The 17,067-nt window shown below is 55.2% G+C and carries 13 protein-coding genes; 6 read left to right on the top strand and 7 right to left on the bottom strand.

Features of this window, described 5'->3' with window-relative positions:
* Positions 1–292: 292 nt before the first annotated feature.
* The 3 genes from OH144_RS01010 to OH144_RS01000 all read left to right on the top strand — a co-directional run bounded on the left by OH144_RS01010 (position 293) and on the right by OH144_RS01000 (position 2,542).
* Complete coding sequence (locus OH144_RS01010; protein ID WP_266204429.1) at positions 293–835, top strand: hypothetical protein; 543 nt, start codon at positions 293–295, stop codon at positions 833–835.
* Positions 836–849: 14 nt separating this feature from the next.
* Positions 850–1,251, top strand: coding sequence for a DUF2721 domain-containing protein (locus tag OH144_RS01005; RefSeq protein ID WP_266204428.1), 402 nt, complete (start codon positions 850–852; stop codon positions 1,249–1,251).
* Between the two features lie 79 nt (positions 1,252–1,330).
* Positions 1,331–2,542, top strand: coding sequence for an S-adenosylmethionine:tRNA ribosyltransferase-isomerase (locus OH144_RS01000; protein ID WP_266204427.1), 1,212 nt, complete (start codon positions 1,331–1,333; stop codon positions 2,540–2,542).
* Between the two features lie 777 nt (positions 2,543–3,319).
* Here the strand turns inward: OH144_RS01000 and OH144_RS00995 are convergent.
* Positions 3,320–4,750: a M20/M25/M40 family metallo-hydrolase gene (locus tag OH144_RS00995; RefSeq protein WP_323134766.1), complete on the bottom strand. Its 1,431-nt coding sequence runs from the start codon at positions 4,748–4,750 to the stop codon at positions 3,320–3,322.
* A 959-nt stretch (positions 4,751–5,709) separates the two neighbouring features.
* The gene (locus OH144_RS00990) at positions 5,710–6,705 is read right to left on the bottom strand and encodes a DUF1028 domain-containing protein (protein ID WP_266204426.1); all 996 of its coding nucleotides are present in this window, start codon (positions 6,703–6,705) and stop codon (positions 5,710–5,712) included.
* A gap of 260 nt (positions 6,706–6,965) precedes the next feature.
* Here OH144_RS00990 and OH144_RS00985 point away from each other — a divergent pair, with 260 nt between their 5' ends.
* From OH144_RS00985 to hemE, 3 genes are all read left to right on the top strand, one after another.
* Positions 6,966–7,769 (top strand): NYN domain-containing protein, encoded by an 804-nt coding sequence (locus OH144_RS00985; RefSeq protein ID WP_266204425.1) that lies wholly within the window; start codon positions 6,966–6,968, stop codon positions 7,767–7,769.
* Positions 7,770–7,931: 162 nt separating this feature from the next.
* A complete protein-coding gene (locus tag OH144_RS00980) occupies positions 7,932–8,558 on the top strand; it encodes a MarC family protein (RefSeq protein ID WP_266204424.1) in 627 nt (208 codons plus the stop codon).
* A 154-nt stretch (positions 8,559–8,712) separates the two neighbouring features.
* The gene (gene hemE, locus OH144_RS00975) at positions 8,713–9,753 is read left to right on the top strand and encodes a uroporphyrinogen decarboxylase (RefSeq protein WP_266204423.1); all 1,041 of its coding nucleotides are present in this window, start codon (positions 8,713–8,715) and stop codon (positions 9,751–9,753) included.
* A gap of 190 nt (positions 9,754–9,943) precedes the next feature.
* Here hemE and OH144_RS00970 read toward each other — a convergent pair whose 3' ends face one another.
* The 5 genes from OH144_RS00970 to OH144_RS00950 all read right to left on the bottom strand — a co-directional run bounded on the left by OH144_RS00970 (position 9,944) and on the right by OH144_RS00950 (position 17,066).
* Positions 9,944–11,683 (bottom strand): TrkH family potassium uptake protein, encoded by a 1,740-nt coding sequence (locus OH144_RS00970; protein ID WP_266204421.1) that lies wholly within the window; start codon positions 11,681–11,683, stop codon positions 9,944–9,946.
* A gap of 215 nt (positions 11,684–11,898) precedes the next feature.
* On the bottom strand, positions 11,899–13,698 hold the full coding sequence (locus OH144_RS00965) for a TrkH family potassium uptake protein (protein ID WP_266204420.1): 1,800 nt from the start codon (positions 13,696–13,698) through the stop codon (positions 11,899–11,901).
* Positions 13,679–14,698 carry a bifunctional heptose 7-phosphate kinase/heptose 1-phosphate adenyltransferase gene (locus OH144_RS00960; RefSeq protein WP_266204419.1) on the bottom strand — a complete coding sequence of 340 codons (1,020 nt, stop codon included), beginning with the start codon at positions 14,696–14,698 and terminating at the stop codon, positions 13,679–13,681. The genes OH144_RS00965 and OH144_RS00960 overlap by 20 nt, the downstream gene beginning before the upstream one ends.
* Positions 14,698–15,912: a pyridoxal phosphate-dependent aminotransferase gene (locus OH144_RS00955; RefSeq protein ID WP_266204418.1), complete on the bottom strand. Its 1,215-nt coding sequence runs from the start codon at positions 15,910–15,912 to the stop codon at positions 14,698–14,700. Before OH144_RS00955 ends, OH144_RS00960 begins: the two co-directional genes overlap by 1 nt.
* A 152-nt stretch (positions 15,913–16,064) precedes the next feature.
* Entirely contained in the window at positions 16,065–17,066 is a 1,002-nt protein-coding gene (locus OH144_RS00950; protein WP_266204417.1) for a PorP/SprF family type IX secretion system membrane protein, read from the bottom strand.
* Between the last annotated feature and the right edge of the window lies 1 nt (position 17,067).

The raw sequence follows: 17,067 nt of genomic DNA, 5'->3' as shown, positions 1-17,067 counted from the left end.
ACAGCACAACACCTGCCCCGTCCATCAGCATCCTCTGAAAAATCAAAAAATCTGCCTGCCTGCCTTTCGGCTACCTTCCAGGCAAAGGGGTGTAAACCTTTTGCCTGGAAGGTAGCAGCCAAATTAAATAAATACTATCAGCGCACATTAAGGTATAGTTATCATCCTAAGAAATAAGGTACAACAATGCTAGGCAGACAGCTTAGTTGCACAGGGCGAACAAGGCATGGTGAAAGAAAGTATAAACTGTTACCTTTGCAGTCTTATTTCCAGATGCTAAACCATACCTGCCATGAGCGCCAGAAGCTTTGAACTGCTACTAGAAACCGCCTTCGACAGCCCCAACCCTCCTGTGTTTGAGGAAGGGGCCGCCACCGTGTACACCGACCTGGAGCGTGCCCTGCGGGAGGCGAAGTTCTCCCAGGGCAGCAGCAGGGAGCAGCTGAGTTACCGATTTGAGCGCCTGCGCCTGGGCGTGGCTATCGCATTTGTGAAGGCATTTCTGCGCCTGGCCGAGAACGAGAAGAGCAAAGAGGTGCTGGAGGTGCTGCAGGAGGCGATCAAGGCCAAAAATACCCGCGAAATAGACAAAATCGTGCAGAAGCGCATCGCCTCGTTTGATAACCTGTACCACGAGATCTTTGTCAACCCACAGCGCGAGCAGATCCTGCACCTGTTCGAACTCACCCTGGACTCGGGCACCAAAGAGGAACTGGACGAGCTGATTATGGAAGGACTGGAGCTTTTAAGCGAAGTGGACTGGGACGCCCCTCATAACCCGGAAGATGACGACGACACAGAGCCGCTGGACGAGGATTTCCTGAAAAGCCTCTGATAGTAGTATCCCAGATGGAAATCACCCTGACCACGCCCGCCCTGCTGTTCCCGGCGCTCTCACTGCTGCTGCTGGCCTTTACCAACCGTTTCCTGGGGCTGGCCTCCCTTATCCGCAGCCTGAAAGACCGCTACGCCACCTCCCGCAACCAGCGGGTGTACGGCCAGATAAAGAACCTGCGCGAGCGCCTGGTCCTGATCCGGAACATGCAGGCTTTCGGTAGCCTGAGCATGTTTGGCTGCGTACTCTGCATGTTTCTGCTGTTTGCCGATTACAGGGAGGCTGGCAAGTATGTTTTTGCTTTTAGTTTGCTGATGATGCTGATCTCCCTGGCGCTGGCCATCCGCGAGATACAGATCTCGGTGAAGGCGCTGGAGCTGGAGCTGGACGACCTGCAGGAAACCGCGGAAAAGTAGCACGAGGGCAGGTAGCCGTGAATACTTATAGGATGCACCGAAAACTCTTAACTCATCACTCTTAACTCTTAACTTTTAGATGACTGACCCGAAGAAACTGGCGATAAAGGATTTTGTGTACGAGTTGCCCGAGGAGCGCATCGCCAAATTTCCGCTGCCGGAGCGCGACCAGTCTAAACTGCTGCTCTACAAGAAGGGCCATATCACAGATCATACATTCACTAACCTGCCGCAACTGCTGCCACCGCACACGCTGCTGGTGTTTAACGACACGAGGGTGGTACAGGCAAGGCTGCTGATGCAGAAAGAAACCGGGGGCCTGGTGGAAATCTTCTGCCTGGAGCCCGTGGCCCCGCACCGCGAGGTGCAGCTGGCCATGCAGCAAACCGGCGGCAGCACCTGGAAGTGCTTGGTGGGTAACAACAAGCGCTGGAAGAGCGGGCCTGTGACCTTACAGTTTGAGGGAGGCATGTTGCGAGCCGAGCGTGAGGCGCAGCAGGAAGGCCATTTTCTGATACGTTTCACGTGGGAACCTGAAGAACTCACCTTTGCCGAGGTGCTGGAGCGCTGCGGCCGTTTGCCGCTGCCCCCATACCTCAACCGCGACCTCACCCCCGATGACCATACCCGCTACCAGACCATCTACGCCAATCAAAAGGGGGCCGTGGCCGCCCCAACCGCCGGTCTGCACTTCACGGACCGCGTGATGGAAGCGCTGAAAGCACAAAGTATAGACACCGCTTACCTGACCCTGCATGTGGGAGCCGGCACCTTTAAGCCGGTAAAAGCAGACACTATGGAGGCGCACGAGATGCACGCCGAGCAGGTGTACATCAGCAGAAGTATACTTGAAAGGTTACTGAAGCAGCAGGGCGAGCCGGTGATACCTGTCGGCACTACCAGCATGCGCAGCCTGGAGAGCATCTACTGGCTGGGCGCCAAGGTGCTGCAGCAACCGGAGCTGCCGGTGCAGGAACTGCAGGTAAGCCAATGGCAGGCCTACGAAAGTATAAACCCGCCCTCAGCGGAGGAGGCACTGCAGGCCCTGCTGCAGTACATGGACCACCAACATGTAAACCACCTGCACGCCAGCACGCAGATCATTATTGCACCCGGCTATACTTTCAGGATGTGCCAGGGCTTGGTTACCAACTTCCACCAGCCGGAGAGTACTTTGCTGCTACTGGTTTCTGCCCTGATCGGCGAGAACTGGCGCAAAGTATACCAACACGCCCTGGAACACGACTACCGCTTCCTGAGCTACGGGGATAGCTCGCTGCTGCTGCCGTAGGATTTCAGGTTGATGTGGGGTTATACTTGTATGCTTTCCCTCAGCCATACTTTGTACATTGGCTATTCTTTGATAATTGTCTGGATTGGAAATTGCGGAATGAATAGATAACAAGGCATTGCAATACCGGTTCGTCCCCCTGCCCCTCTCCCACGAAGCAACGGGATTCGAGACTTGACGAAGAAGGGGAGCCTGCTTATACGTTGGCTAAAGTATAAATTGCATAGCCGCCGGTATCGCGCGGACAGGTCGCGACTTGTCCCTACAAAGTATAAACCCACCCCTGCCACTCCCAAGAGGGGAATTTCACCTCTCCCCAGCCCTCTCCTAAAAACAGGAGAGGGAGTTCCGGTTCATGTTGCTAAGCAGCGGCTATCGAAAACCGAACCCATTCTTTCCGTTGAGCGCCTTGTGAGATCCGGTGCCGCGAAAGCGGCAGCGCCTTGGCGCAGGAGGGAACACAGCGCGATGCGGGAAGACGAGGCCTCCCGGCCTGGAGGGCACCAAAGTCGGAAATGAAAGGAGCCGCTTGTGGGTCTAGAGGATCAGCAGAAGTTTGAAAGTATAGCCTGTGTAGAGAGCAGGAAGCAGCGGCTAGTCAAGTATAGCCGAAGTATGAAGCATGACTCTGCGAGCCAGTCGGGTTTCAAACCCGCGCAAGCAATTGGGGTCACAAGTCTGAAGATCTGCGCCAGGAAAGGTATAAGCCAGGACCGAAAACGCAGAGGGCCACTCATACAAGTGGCCCTCTGTAAAGCTCATACTTTAGCCTTACTCTTACTTCTGAACTTTGGCCGTGCCACCATTAAGGCCATACTCCGAAAGCAGGTATGCCAGCGAAGCCATGGAGGCGGCACCCAACTGCATCTCACGGCGGTTTACCTGCTCAAACGTGTCTATCTCGGTGTGGTGGTAATCAAAATAACGCTGTGAGTCCGGCTTAAAACCGATCAAAGCTACAGCGCCCTGCCCTTTCAATGGCCCAATGTCAGCGCCGCCGTAGCCCGGGGCAATGTCGTGCAGGCCGTAAGGCTCCAGCAGGGGCTTCCAGGCCAGCACGGCCTGTAGTTGCTCTTTTGAGCCATCCAGTCCGAATCCGCGCGGTGTAAAGCCCCCGGCATCCGACTCAATGGCAGCAATGTGCTTCTCTCCTTTCGCTTTGGCTACCTCTGCATACTTCACTCCACCGCGCAGGCCGTTCTCCTCGTTCATAAACAGCACCGCCCGAATGGTGCGCTTCGGCTTGATGCCCAGCTCATTGAACAGGCGAAGCACCTCTATCGATTGCATACAACCTGTGCCATCGTCGTGAGCACCCTCACCCACGTCCCAGGAATCCAGATGGCCGCCAACCAGGATGATCTCTTCGGGCTTCTCTGTGCCTTTTATCTCACCGATCACGTTGTAAGACAGCACATCCGGCAGCGTCTCAGAAGTCATGCGCATGTAAAACCTCAGGTTCGGATCATCTTTCAGCAAACTGCTCAACTGCTCCGCGTGCTTGGTACTGATGGCTGCCGCCGGAACCTTCTCCACACCATCCTGGTAGCGGGTACTGCCGGTATGCGGCACATCCTGGATATCATTCGTCATGGAGCGAACCAACACGCCCACCGCACCAAGTTTTGCGGCTGCTACAGGCCCGCCACCGCGCTGGTCTACAGCACCGCCGTAGGCTGAGCCCGTGTGTAAATGGGTGTTGTCGAAAGGACGGTTGAAGAACACGATCTTGCCCTTCACTTTCTTCTTACCGAGCTTTTCCAGCTCCTCAAAGCTCTTCACCTCCACTACCTCAGCGCTCAGGCCTTGTTTGCCTGTGCCCACAGAGCCTCCCAGTGCCAGGATATTCATGTCCACGGAGCCAACCTGCTTGGAGTTGACCACCCGCCCGATTTCTTTGTCGCCCCGAACCCAGTGCGGCACCATCACCTCCTGCAGATATACTGTATCAAGGTCCATCTTCTCCATCACCTGGCGACTCCACTCCACAGCGGCGGCGGCTTGGGGAGAGCCGCTCAGGCGGGCACCGATGTTCTTGGTCAGGAAGCGCAGGTTCTCGTAGCTCTCATAGCTGGTGAGGGCGTTGTCGTAGATTTTCTTTATCGTTACAGAGTCCTGCGTATAATTCTGTTGCGCCATGGCTGGCAGAGTGAGTGCCGTGGCGGCAGCCGCCGCCAGCAGGCAGCGGAGGTTCTTTTTGTTCAACATTTTGTAAAAGGTGAAATAGGTTATTGTTAGAGGGGTTTAATTTAAGGATTATATTTGAGAGATGCTCAGCCCAGGTTCCTTCTAACCTGAGAGACACACTTTGCCTGCTGCGGATTTCCTTAGCCGCAAACGTATACTTTAATAGAAGTAGCTTTGTCTATCTTGAAACGAGCTACACCTGATAGTCACTGCTGATCCTCGGCTTTACTCCGCTGCCGCGGGTTTGCAGCCCGTGCCTATTATAATGTCGGGTTTATAACCTGACTGGCTCGCAGAGCCAGTCTTTTATACTTCATACTTGGGCTACACTTACTTAGCCGCTGCTTCCTTCGACTTGAACTAAGTTATACTTTCTAGGCTACTGTTCATCCTCCAGACTTACAAGCAACTTGTTTCATTTCCTGCTTTGGTGCTCTCCAGCCCGGAAGGGCTCGTCCTTTGGCATCGCGCTGTCTATTGAAGCTGCTCCTCGCTCCGCTCCGGGCTGCTGAGCAAGCTCAGCACCGCAACACTAGAAGGCGCTCAACCCAAGGACTGGGAACAGTTCGATAGCCACGGCTGACGGAGCCAGAACAGAACTCCCCTCCTTGGACAAGGAGGGGTAGGGGTGGTTGGACCAGTACTGCAGAATTATGGAGTTGGGCCCGGTATCGTGAAACTCCCTCTCCAGTTTTTAGGAAAGGGCTGGGGTGAGGTCTAATTCCCCTCCCCGGAGGGGCTAGGGGTGGGTTTATACTTTGTAGGGACAGAGGCTATAAAGCTTATACTTCAGCATCAGTAACTACAGACTTCCATCTTAAACAAAGCAATAATATACTCTATAAATTATCAGAACATCCGAAGCAAAATTCCATACGCCCTAACCATAACCTTACCAAAATGGAAGAAGGTCTAGAAAGCCAAAAAAAGAGCAACAGCTTTCCTGCCGTTGCTCTTTATACTTTATACTTTCGAGATGCTTACTTCAGCAGCTTCTCCATCTGTGCCCGGCTTACATCCAGCAGCCCGACTTCCGGCAGGCGGGTGGTGAGTTCGCGCCAGTTCGGGTCCTTCTTGTATACTTCCCGGAGAATTTTGGCAGCCTCTTCTATCTGACCGTTGTTGGCCAGGCCTATCGCGTGCCAGTATTTCATCTCCAGGTTGTCGGGGAACATGGCCTGCGCCTTGCCATACGCCTCCATGGCCTTTTGCATCTGCCCTTTCTCGATAGCCAGGTCGCCGGCGTTCATGTATTCGTAGGCACGGTATACTTTCAGCAGGCGCTCCAGTTCCTCCAGCGGTGCGGCATGGTCGTCCACGCGCAGGTCAATGGTCTTGTCGTCCCAGGGTTGGTCGCTCTTCTGCCCCTTCACCACCAGCGCCGCCGACTGCTTGCCGCGTATATCGCCGCCCTCGCGCTCAGCTGCCTGCATGGCCAGCAGTACCCGCTCGGCCAGCGGCTGCCCCTCGCTTCGCTCAAAGGCCTTGGCCATGGCCGGCCATACTTTGTCGGTGAGCATCATGTTGGCCTGTACCGAGAAGTTTTTCCCGGAGATATGCCCGGCATAGCGGATGCACTGCTTGCCCGTATGCGTGGCCACATTTCCTTTGGCATCAAGTATAGCTACCTGCCGCACCTCGCGGGCCTCGTCGTCGGCCAGCAGTATAGCCAGCGCCTCCTCCGGGGTTTTTCCTTCCCGCAGAAGCGCCAGGCCCCGGGGGCCAAACGACTTGTTTGTGAACGACTGCGTGGCCACCACGCCCACGCCTGCCTCCACCCAGGGTACCGCCGTGCCCACCGAGAACCAGTGGCTCTGCACGCCCACGGCCATCTCACCGGTCTTCGGATCGCGGGCTACGATAGAGTACGTGTGCGCCAGTGGCTCCTCGGCCTTAAAAACCTGCGCCTTCGCTGTGCCCAGCGAGGCTAACAATGTTACGCCCATCGCTAAAAGTGTGGTTTTATACTTTTTCATATGGATGATGTATACGTGGTTAAGCAAAGTCGTGCTGCTGCTACGCCAGGGGCGTTGATTAAAAACTTACTGCCGGTAGCTAAATTATACTTACATTTATAGCCTGCTGTACAACAGCCGATAACAAATATAGCCTTTTATACTTAGCCCCGCCCTCTTTACGGCTGCCACAACCTCCGGCAAGAATAGCAGTATAACTATGTATGGCGAGTTCCAGCCAAGGCCGGATGCACTTTGCTCCTGCCCCTAACCCTTAGTAGATGAAAAATTTATCAAAAAACAATAAGATTGACAAAATGGCGATGCTGATTGACGGCGACAACGCCCAGCCCAGCCTGATAGCCAAGCTGCTGGCCGAAGCTGGCAAGTATGGCGCCCCCACCATCCGGCGAATTTACGGCGATTGGACCACCCCCCAGATGAACGGGTGGAAAGAGTGCCTGAACAACCACGCCATACAGCCCATACAGCAGTTCCGCTACACCGTTGGGAAGAACGCCACTGACAGCGCCCTCATCATCGACGCCATGGACCTGCTCCACTCGGGCCTGGTGGACGGCTTCTGCATCGTCTCCTCCGACAGCGATTACACCCGCCTGGCCACCCGCATCCGCGAGGAGGGCATTTTTGTGATGGGCATTGGCCAGCGCAAAACCCCGAAGCCCTTTGTAAACGCCTGCAACGTGTTCATCTTCACCGAGAACCTGATAGATAACATTGAGGAGAAAGTTGATCAGGCTGAGAAGGTTAGCGACAGCACCGGAAACCAGCAACGCCCCAACCCGGTGCCGCTTCTAAAGGAGGCCTTCGGAATGTCGGCAGACGAGGATGGCTGGGCGCACCTGGGCATGATGGGCACCAACCTGCGCCAGCTCGACCCCAGTTTTGACCCGCGTACCTTCGGCTACGGCCAGCTGTTGCAATTGATAGACGCTTACAAGGACATCTTCACCATCCGGAAAGAGGATGACAAAGGTCGCTCCGCTGTGTATGTGAAGCGAAAGGAAAGCCGTCGGCGCCCTGCCCGCAAAAAAGCCGCCGAGGCAGCCCCTGCCACAAAATAAACCCGCATGCAACGTATGGCCTCGGGTATAAACCGGTACCTGGGGCCAAACGCTCTCTGAAACCATACTTTAAAATTTCTGCCTCTTAACCATCTCACAACATGCCTGTAATGCTACGGTAATCTTTGCCCTATACTTTTGTGGCCATAACCACAGCAAGTCATGGAAGCAGTACTGGCCACTTTTACCGCCCTTTTCACGGTCGTAAACCCATTCGGGGCAATGCCTGTCTTTATCACCCTCACACAGGACGACACGGCCGGCAACCGCAACCAGCAGGCACTGCGCGCCTGCATCTACATGGCGCTCATCCTTTCGGTCTTCTTTCTGGCAGGGCAGTATGTGCTTAATTTCTTCGGCATCGGGCTTGCGGACATCCGGATAGCGGGCGGACTTATGATTATGCGGGCGGGGTTTGGTTTGCTTACCAGTAAGGCGCATCGTGGCAAAAAAGTATCGAAGGGCGTGCTGCAGGAGGGGCTGGAGAAAGACGACATCTCTTTTACTCCGCTGGCCATGCCCATGCTCTCCGGTCCGGGCGCCATTGCCGTGAGCATCGGCATGTTCACCTCCGCCCTCTCCTACACCGACATCAGCCTTATACTTGCCGCTATTACGCTGGTAGCCGTAGCTACTTTTATCATACTTGTCTTTGCCCACCAGCTGGTAGGTTACCTGGGCAAGGCCGGGCTATCGGCACTGTCGCGAATTATGGGCTTTATCGTGCTCTCCATCGGGGTAAACTTTGTGAGCACCGGCATACAGACGCTGTTTTTCGGAGGCCGGTAAAGTATACGCGGCTTCATCTCTTTCTTAGTTAACCCAACCAGGCAGCGCAAAGCACAGTACAAAGTTCATAATACAGTTTAAAGGTTTAGCGGCTGTCGTTTTGATGACAACAATCATCTTCCGTCAGTCGGTATTTTTAACGTATCTTTGTGCCATGCAACTGAAGAACGATCTGCTTTTGAGAGCTGCCCGTGGTGAGGCCGTGGAGCGCACCCCAGTTTGGCTGATGCGCCAGGCTGGCCGTATTTTACCTGAGTACCGTGCCGTACGTGAGAGCCTGAGCGGCTTTAAGGAACTGGTGGAAACGCCCGAACTGGCCGCCGAGGTAACTATACAACCCGTTGATATTCTGGACGTAGACGCCGCCATCATTTTCTCGGATATACTTGTTGTGCCGGAAGCAATGGGCTGCACCTATGAGATGATTGAAAAGCGCGGGCCGATCTTCCCCAATACGGTTCGTACCGAACAAGACATGCGGAAACTGCGCGTGGCCGACCCGCACGAGCACCTGCACTATGTGCTGGACGCCATCAAGGTAACCAAAAGAGCCCTGAACGGCCGTGTGCCGCTCATCGGTTTTGCTGGCGCCCCCTGGACGATCTTGGCCTACATGGTGGAAGGCAGCGGCTCCAAGACGTTCTCCCACGCGCGCGGCATGCTGTACACCAACCCTAAGCTGGCGCACGAGTTGCTCCGCATGATCACCGACACGACTATCGCCTACCTGAAGGCGCAGGTAGAGGCAGGTGCCAACCTTATCCAGATCTTCGACTCCTGGGCAGGCATCCTTTCGCCGGCGCACTACCGCCAGTTCGCCTTGCCATACATCACCGAGATCTGCAACGCCATCCGCAACGTGCCGGTAACGGTGTTCGCCAAGGGGGCTTTCTTTGCGCTGGAGGATTTCAGCAAGCTAAACTGCGAAACCATAGGCCTGGACTGGAACATGGAAATCGGCAAGGCCCGCCAGCAGGTGGGGCCGAACAAAACCCTGCAGGGCAACATGGATCCGTGCCTGCTCTACAGCTCTTTCGACACGATACAGGAAGAGACTATTAAGATGCTGAAGGAGTTCGGGCCGCAGCGCCACATCGCCAACCTGGGCCACGGCGTGTACCCTGACACAGACCCTGAGAAAGTGAAATGCTTTGTGCAGACGGTAAAGGAGTTTAGCCCGATTATAGAGAGTTAGAGAGTTTAGGGGTTAGAGAGTTAGAAAGTGTAGTATAACGTATCATTTTATACTTTTCACATATAAAAAGAGGAGTCCGGTTGTGCTTAACAACCGGACTCCTCTTTTTGGGAGTAACCCAAAATTTGTTTTTCTTTCACCTTAATTCTCTAACCCCTAAACTCTCCAACTCTCTAACTCTTGAACTCCTCTATCCCACCGGCAAATGGGAGCTGGGGTACTTGTAGGCGGATGTGTCGACACGCGTGCTGAGCGCCAGCGCCAGTGTAAGCGAGCCCACTCTTCCGATGTACATGGAACTGATGATCACGCACTTGCCCACATCCGACAGGCCTGCCGTGATGCCTGTGCTCAGCCCCACCGTGGCGAATGCCGACACCTGCTCAAAAGCCAGGTTAATAATATCGAACTGGGCGTCAGAAATGGTAAGTATAAAGATGAAGAAGATGTTGAAGATAGCTGCAAACGTAAATACCGTAAAGGCCTTGTAGGCCACCGAGTGCGGGATGGTGCGGCGCCCCATCTCCAAGTTGCGCTTGTTGCGCACAGTGGCCGCCACCGCAAACAAGATCACCGCAAAGGTGGTGGTTTTGATACCGCCGCCTGTAGAGCCCGGCGAGGCGCCGATAAACATCAGCACAATAAACATCATGAGCGTAGGCACTGTAAGCGCCGAGATATCTACGCTATTGAAGCCAGCAGTACGGGTAGTCACCGACTGAAAGAAGGCGGTGATCAGCGCTTCGGCAAAGGTCATTTGCGAGAGCGTGTTAAAGTACTCCAGCAGGAAAAAGCCAACTGTGCCCAGCGCCAGCAAGGCAGACGTAGTATAAATGATCACGCGGGTCAACATTTTCCAGTTTTTCCAGGGCGCAGCCATCCGGGCACGCATGGACGCAGGAGAAAACATATCGATGATAGCCGGGAAACCAAGGCCTCCAAAGATGATGAGCAAGGCCACCACCAGGTGCATGATGTAAGAGAACCGCACCGGCTCCGTGTAAAGCCCCTGGGGGTAGAGCGAGAAACCTGCGTTACAGAAGGCTGAAACCGCATGGAAAACTGAGAAGAAGATCTTGCTGCCAAGGCTGGTGAACTCCACCTCGCTCCCCCACGTCATAAAGATCATCACAGCGCCTATACCCTCTATCGTTACGGTCAGGTAAATCAGCTTCCGCATCAGTCCCTTGGCTGAGAACAGGGACTCACTCTCCAGTAACTCATGCATGGCCACGTGCTGCTTCACGCCGACGCCCTGCCGCATGAGGGAGGCAAAGAACGTGGCGAAGGTAAGTATGCCGAGGCCGCCCATCTGTATGAGCAGCAGCAGCACCACCTGCCCGGTAAAGGTAAAGTAGGAGCCGGGGTCCACCACAGCAAGGCCGGTAACGCAGGAGGCGCTGGTGGCCATGAACAGGGCGTCGATAAAGCGCAGCCCGTCCGGCGTGGTGGTCATCTTGGGCAGCATCAGCAGCCCGGTGCCCAGCAGGATAAGCAGGATGAAGCTGAGCAGGAAGGTGAGCGATGGCTTGAGTTGCAGGGTTTTCAGGTGCACCCTCGTCTCCAGCAGCTCCACCGTCAGGAATACCAGCATGTACATGGAGATGCTCACGCGGTACCACTCCACCGACAGCGGGATGTCCATCCCCTCAAAAGCGGTATAGATCAGCGGGATTCCGAAACCATAGGTAAAGAGCTCGTTCAGGAACACGATCCCCATCAATATCCCCTCGAACCAGGTGCGCCTGAGAAATTTTTTCCGCTCGAAGGTATAAAGTATGCGCAGCAGGTAGAGGACGACAAAGGTAGCCAGGATGCCATCGATGGCGCGGAAAAATAGGCTGAGCTGTGCCTGGTCCTCCACCACGCCGTGGGCCAGAATAAGCAACCCGATGGCCAGGATGGTCAGGGTGTACGTTGTCCAGCGCATAATTTTATACGCTGTGAGCTTACTACCGTACAATGCCCTGTTTAGCGACTCTGTATTCATACTTAGTAACTACCTCTCTGCAGCCGGTTTGTACTTTCTTTGCTGCGGAAGGAACCGGCAAATCTAAAACATGATTTACAAAGCCCTTAAATTTTAGCCATAAATCTTTTGAAAAAATGCAGCGGCCCGGCTTGCCAGCGGTAGTTTTAGCAGCCTTAACCAACGGCCAGGTGCGCCTCCGGATACTTGTACCCTTTGATGTTGGCCCGCGTGCTCAGCGCCAGCGCCAGCGTAAGCGTGCCTACCCTGCCTACGTACATCGAGAGCAGTATGATCAGCTTCCCGGCGTCAGAGAGGCCGGCTGTTATACCTGTGCTCAGGCCCACCGTGCCGAATGCCGATACCTGCTCAAAAACCAACTGGAGTATCTCAAACTGCGCATCAGTAATGGAGAGCAGGAAAATGCAGAACAGGTTGATGACGGCTGCGAAGGTAAAAACCGAGAAGGCCTTGTAGGAGATGGAGTGCGGAATGGTGCGATGTCCGATCTCCAGGTTCTCACGGCCCCTGATGGTGGTGGCCACTGACAGTATGATAACGGCAAACGTGGTGGTCTTGATGCCTCCGCCCATGGAGCCCGGGGACGCGCCGATAAACATCAGGAACAGGAACAGCAGGATGGTAGGGGTGTTGAGCACCGAGATATCCACGGTATGATACCCCCCGGACCGCGCGGTAACGGATTGGAAGAAAGCCGTAACGAGCGCCTCCGGAAAGCTGAGGCTGGCCAGCGTATTGTAATACTCCAGCAAAAAGAAAACAACCGTTCCCAGCGTAAGCAGCGCCGCGGAGGTATACAGGGTAACACGCGTGAGCAGTTTCCAGTTGCGCCATGGGGCGGCCATCCGCCTGCGCATAGACGAAGGCGAGAACACATCTAGCATCGTTGGGAAGCCCAGCCCTCCCAAGATGATCAAGGCGGCAACGGACAAGTGCATGACATAGCCAAAGCGCAGCGGCTGGGTATAAAGCCCCTCCGGGAAAAGCGAGAAGCCGGCATTGCAGAACCCGTTTACAGCATGGAAAACGGAGTAAAATATCTTGCTGCCCAGATTCGAGAACTGTACTTCGGGGCTCCAGGTGGCAAAGATAATGACAGCCCCGATCGCCTCGATGGTGAGCGTAAGGGTGATAAGCTTGCTCAGCAGGCCCTTGGCCGACAGCAGCGACTCGCTATCCATAATCTGGTGCAAGGCTACGTGCTGCTTTATCCCCATCCCTTGCCGCATGAGCGAGGCGAAGAACGTGGCGAAGGTCATCACGCCCAACCCGCCCAACTGCACCAGCACCAGCAGCAGCACCTGGCCCGACAGCGTGAAATAGGTGCCGGGGTCTACCACCACCAGCCCGGTGATGCAAGAGGCGCTGGTGGCCATGAACAGGGCGTCGATAAACCGCATGCCATCCGGCGTGGTGGTCATTTTGGGCAGCATAAACAGCCCGGTGCCAATGGTGATCAGGGTGATAAAGCTGAGCAGAAAGGTAATGCCGGGCTTTAGCTGCAGCGTTTTCAGGTGCACCCTGGTTTCCAGCAGCTCTATCACCAGCAGCAGCAGCATGTACAGCGATACGCTTGCCCGGTACAGCTCCACCGACATGGATATGCCGATGCTGTCGAAGATGTTGTAGATTAAAGGAACGCCCAGCACATAGGTACTGAACTCGTTGATGAACACCACCAGCATCAGCAGCCCCTCGAACCGGGTGCGCCGCAGGAACTTTACCCGCTCAAAGGCATAGAGTATACGCAGCAGGTAAATCACCACGAACACCATCAGAATGCCGTCGATGGCATAGAACAGCCTGCGGAGCGTGGTGGGGTCCTCCACTACACCGTGGGCGTACAGGAGAATACCCACCGCAAGTATGGTAAGCGTATAGGTGGTATACCGCATCAGGGCATACACCTTCAGCTTGCTGCCGTAAAGAAACCTGTTAAGCGACTCGGTGTTCATGCTTTTTGAACAGGCCTATGCGCAGCGCCTCCTCATATAGCCGCTGCCTGTCCACAGGCACCACGCCCACTTGTTCGCATACGAGGCCACCGCCCAGGTTGCTAAGGCCAGCCATAAAAGGCAAGGAGGTCTTAAGCGCCATACATAGGGCGGCTATACTTATTACGGTGTCTCCGGCACCGGATACGTCGGAGATGGAGCGGCGGTGCGCCTCAATGTACGTTTTCTCGGCGCCATCGGCCACGAACACGCCTCTTTCCGAGAGGGTAACCAGCACCTGCTTTACCTGCAGGCGTTGCTGCAGCTCTTCCACAGCATCCTCAAAGGCAGGCAGGTTCTCATCAGCAAAGTCGGCTTTCAGGCCTTCCTTCAGCTCCTTCAGGTTTGGTTTAAACAGCGTGCAGCCCACATAGCTCAGGAAATTCTTCTTCTTCGGGTCAATCACGCTCGGCACCCCGTGCTGGTTGGCCAGTTCCAGGAAGCGTCGGATGTTCCGCTCCGAGAAAACCCCCTTATCGTAATCCTCGAAGATCACCACATCGGCCTGACCAAGCAGCTGCAGGAAACGCTCCTCCAGGTGCCGCTCCTCGTAATCGGTCAGGTTGTGCTCGATCTCGGAATCCACGCGCAGGAGTTGCTGCGCCCCGGCAATAATGCGGTGCTTGATGGTGGTTACCCGCTCCGGGCTCTGCACAATACCTTCCGTCGGCAAGCCTTTCTCCTCCATCAGGCGCAGATAATCAGCCCCGTCCTTATCATCGCCGATAACGGAGCAAAGCAGCGGCATGGCGCCCATGGCCTGTACGTTCAGGGCCACGTTGGCGGCACCGCCCAGGCGCTTCTCCCGCTTCACCACATTCACGATCGGCACCGGTGCCTCCGGCGAGATGCGCGAGGTTTTGCCCCACAGGTAGGAGTCGATCATCACATCGCCCACCACCAACACTTTCAGGCGGTTGAAGGCCTCAAAAATATCTTCTAAGCTTTTAAAATGATTCATTACTGCAGTTTTGCGAGGCTGTCCTTGATGCGGCGCATCGCCTCCGTCAGTTGCTCGTCGGAGGCGGCAAAAGAGAAGCGGACGCACTGTGGTGCCCCGAACGCCTCGCCACTTACCACGGCCACATGGGCATCGCTAAGTATAAACATGCTCAGGTCTAGGGCATTTTCGATTGTCTTGCCCTCGTATTGTTTTCCAAAGTAAGCGCTGATATCCGGGAAAATGTAAAAAGCGCCGGTTGGCAGGTAGGTCTTAAATCCCGGGATGCCGCTCATCAGATCCAGTACCAGGTCGCGGCGACGGCGGTAGGCCTCGGCCATTTCCAGGGCGCTGGCATTGCCACCTTTTAATGCGGCGGCGGCAGCCTTCTGGGCAATAGAGCAGGTACCCGAGGTAATCTGGCTCTGCATTTTATCGCAGGCAGAGGCAATCTCACGGGTAGCGGCCAGGTAGCCCACGCGCCAGCCTGTCATGGCGTAGCCTTTCGAGAAGCCGTTCACCGTGATCACGCGGTCGCGGATGGAGTCAATGCTGGCCATGCTGAAATGCTTGCCGCCGAAGTTGATGTACTCGTAGATCTCATCGGCGATAACGTGCACCTGCGGATGCTTCTCCAGCACGCGGGCGATAGCCCTGAGCTCCTCTTCCTCGAACACGGCGCCCGTCGGGTTGCACGGCGAGGAGTACATCACCAGTTTGGTATTGCTCGTAATGGCCTTCTCCAGCTGCTCGGCGGTAACCTTATAGTCATTCTCAAGGCGGCCCATTACCGGCACCGGCACACCCTCTGCCAATTTCACGATCTCCTCGTAAGACACCCAGTAAGGCGAGAAGATCACCACCTCATCGCCCGGGTTCACCAGGCACATCACCGCGTTGGCTATACTTTGCTTGGCTCCTGTGGACACCACGATCTGGTCCGGGGCATAGTCCAGGTTATTATCGCGCTTAAACTTTTTGGAGATTTCCTCGCGCAGCTCCAGGTAGCCCGGCACCGGGGTATAAAAAGTAAACCCTTCATCAATGGCCTGTTTGGCGGCGTCTTTGATGTATTGGGGCGTCTGGAAATCGGGCTCTCCAAAGCTAAGGTTGATCACATCATAGCCCTTGGCGGCCAGTTCGCGGGCTTTTTTGGCCATGGCGATGGTCTGAGACTCAGCCAGGGACAGAATTCTATCAGAAAGGACGGCTTTCGCTTCTGCTGTTTCTTGCATATGTGCTTCGAGTTAAGCTGGCAATTTACTCATAAAGCCACAGACTTTCCAGTAACAGAAGGGAATATCAACCTTAATGATTCTCAGATGATGAAAGGGATGTATAAAGTATAAAAAACAAGCGTTTGCGTAGTGGGAATGGGGTTAGGGCATCACCACAAATTTTGCGGACAAAGCACCTTGGCTTTGTTGAAGATGCGCATGCCCAGCACTACCTCGTGGTTACCGTTGCCCATACCGAAGTTGGCAGGCACCCCTCTGTCGTAGGCATATCCCACGTCGAAAATGTGGTTAATGGTAACACCTGCCAGCACCGCGAAATTGCCGTTCTGCCTATACGAGCCGCCCACCCACAGCCGGTCCTGGTACACGGCGCGCAGGTTAAAGTCTACGGCACCGGGCAAAGGCTGCAGCCACATCAGCATAAGGGATGGCACCAGGCTTATCTCCTCGGTCACGTTAAAGCGGTAAGCCCCGGTCAGGAAGAAGTGCTCATAGAGCAGGTTACGGTCCTCCACGGCATTATCAAAGCTGACGGAGTTGCCCAGCAGCTGCGCACCCGAGGTGCCGATGTAAAAGTTGCTGCCGTAAAGCCACAGCCCCGCCGATAAGTTTGGCTTCACCATGTTCCAGTCTGCGTTTGCCGCATCAACGGGGTTGGCGAAGTGAAGCTCGCCGGAGCGCTGCCGTTGCTGTATCAGGCCGGCGCCTACCCCTCCGGAAAGCCGCACGTCCCGCGACAGGGCCAAATGGTAGGCATAGGCCATACTTGCCTCTGTTCGATGGAAGGCACCCAATTTGTCATGCACGGCCAGTATACCGATGCCGTGGTGCGGCCTGAACTGCTCGCTGATGCGCCCGCCGTTGTTTTTGCCCCCAAAGGAGGGAGCCCTGCGGCCCGAGCCTTTTCGCCCTCCCCTGGAAGTATAACCGATCGGCGCGTGAGCACTGAGGTAGTAGGTGGTAGGCTCCCCCTCCACGCCAGACATGGCTGACCTGCTGCCTATCTTCACGTCGGCATACTCCTCGATGCCCGCAATGGCAGGGTTTAGCAGGTAGTTATTGATCGTGTACTGGCTGTACTGCGGCTTCTGCTGCGCCAGCAGCAGGACAGGCAAAAAGCAGAATAGAAGGAAGGGTATAAGTCGTTTCATA

The sequence above is a fragment of the Pontibacter kalidii genome (assembly GCF_026278245.1).
Classification (GTDB): Bacteria; Bacteroidota; Bacteroidia; order Cytophagales; family Hymenobacteraceae; genus Pontibacter; species Pontibacter kalidii.
Note: the sequence above shows the minus strand (reverse complement) of the source record. Positions and strands in the feature narration are given on the sequence as shown.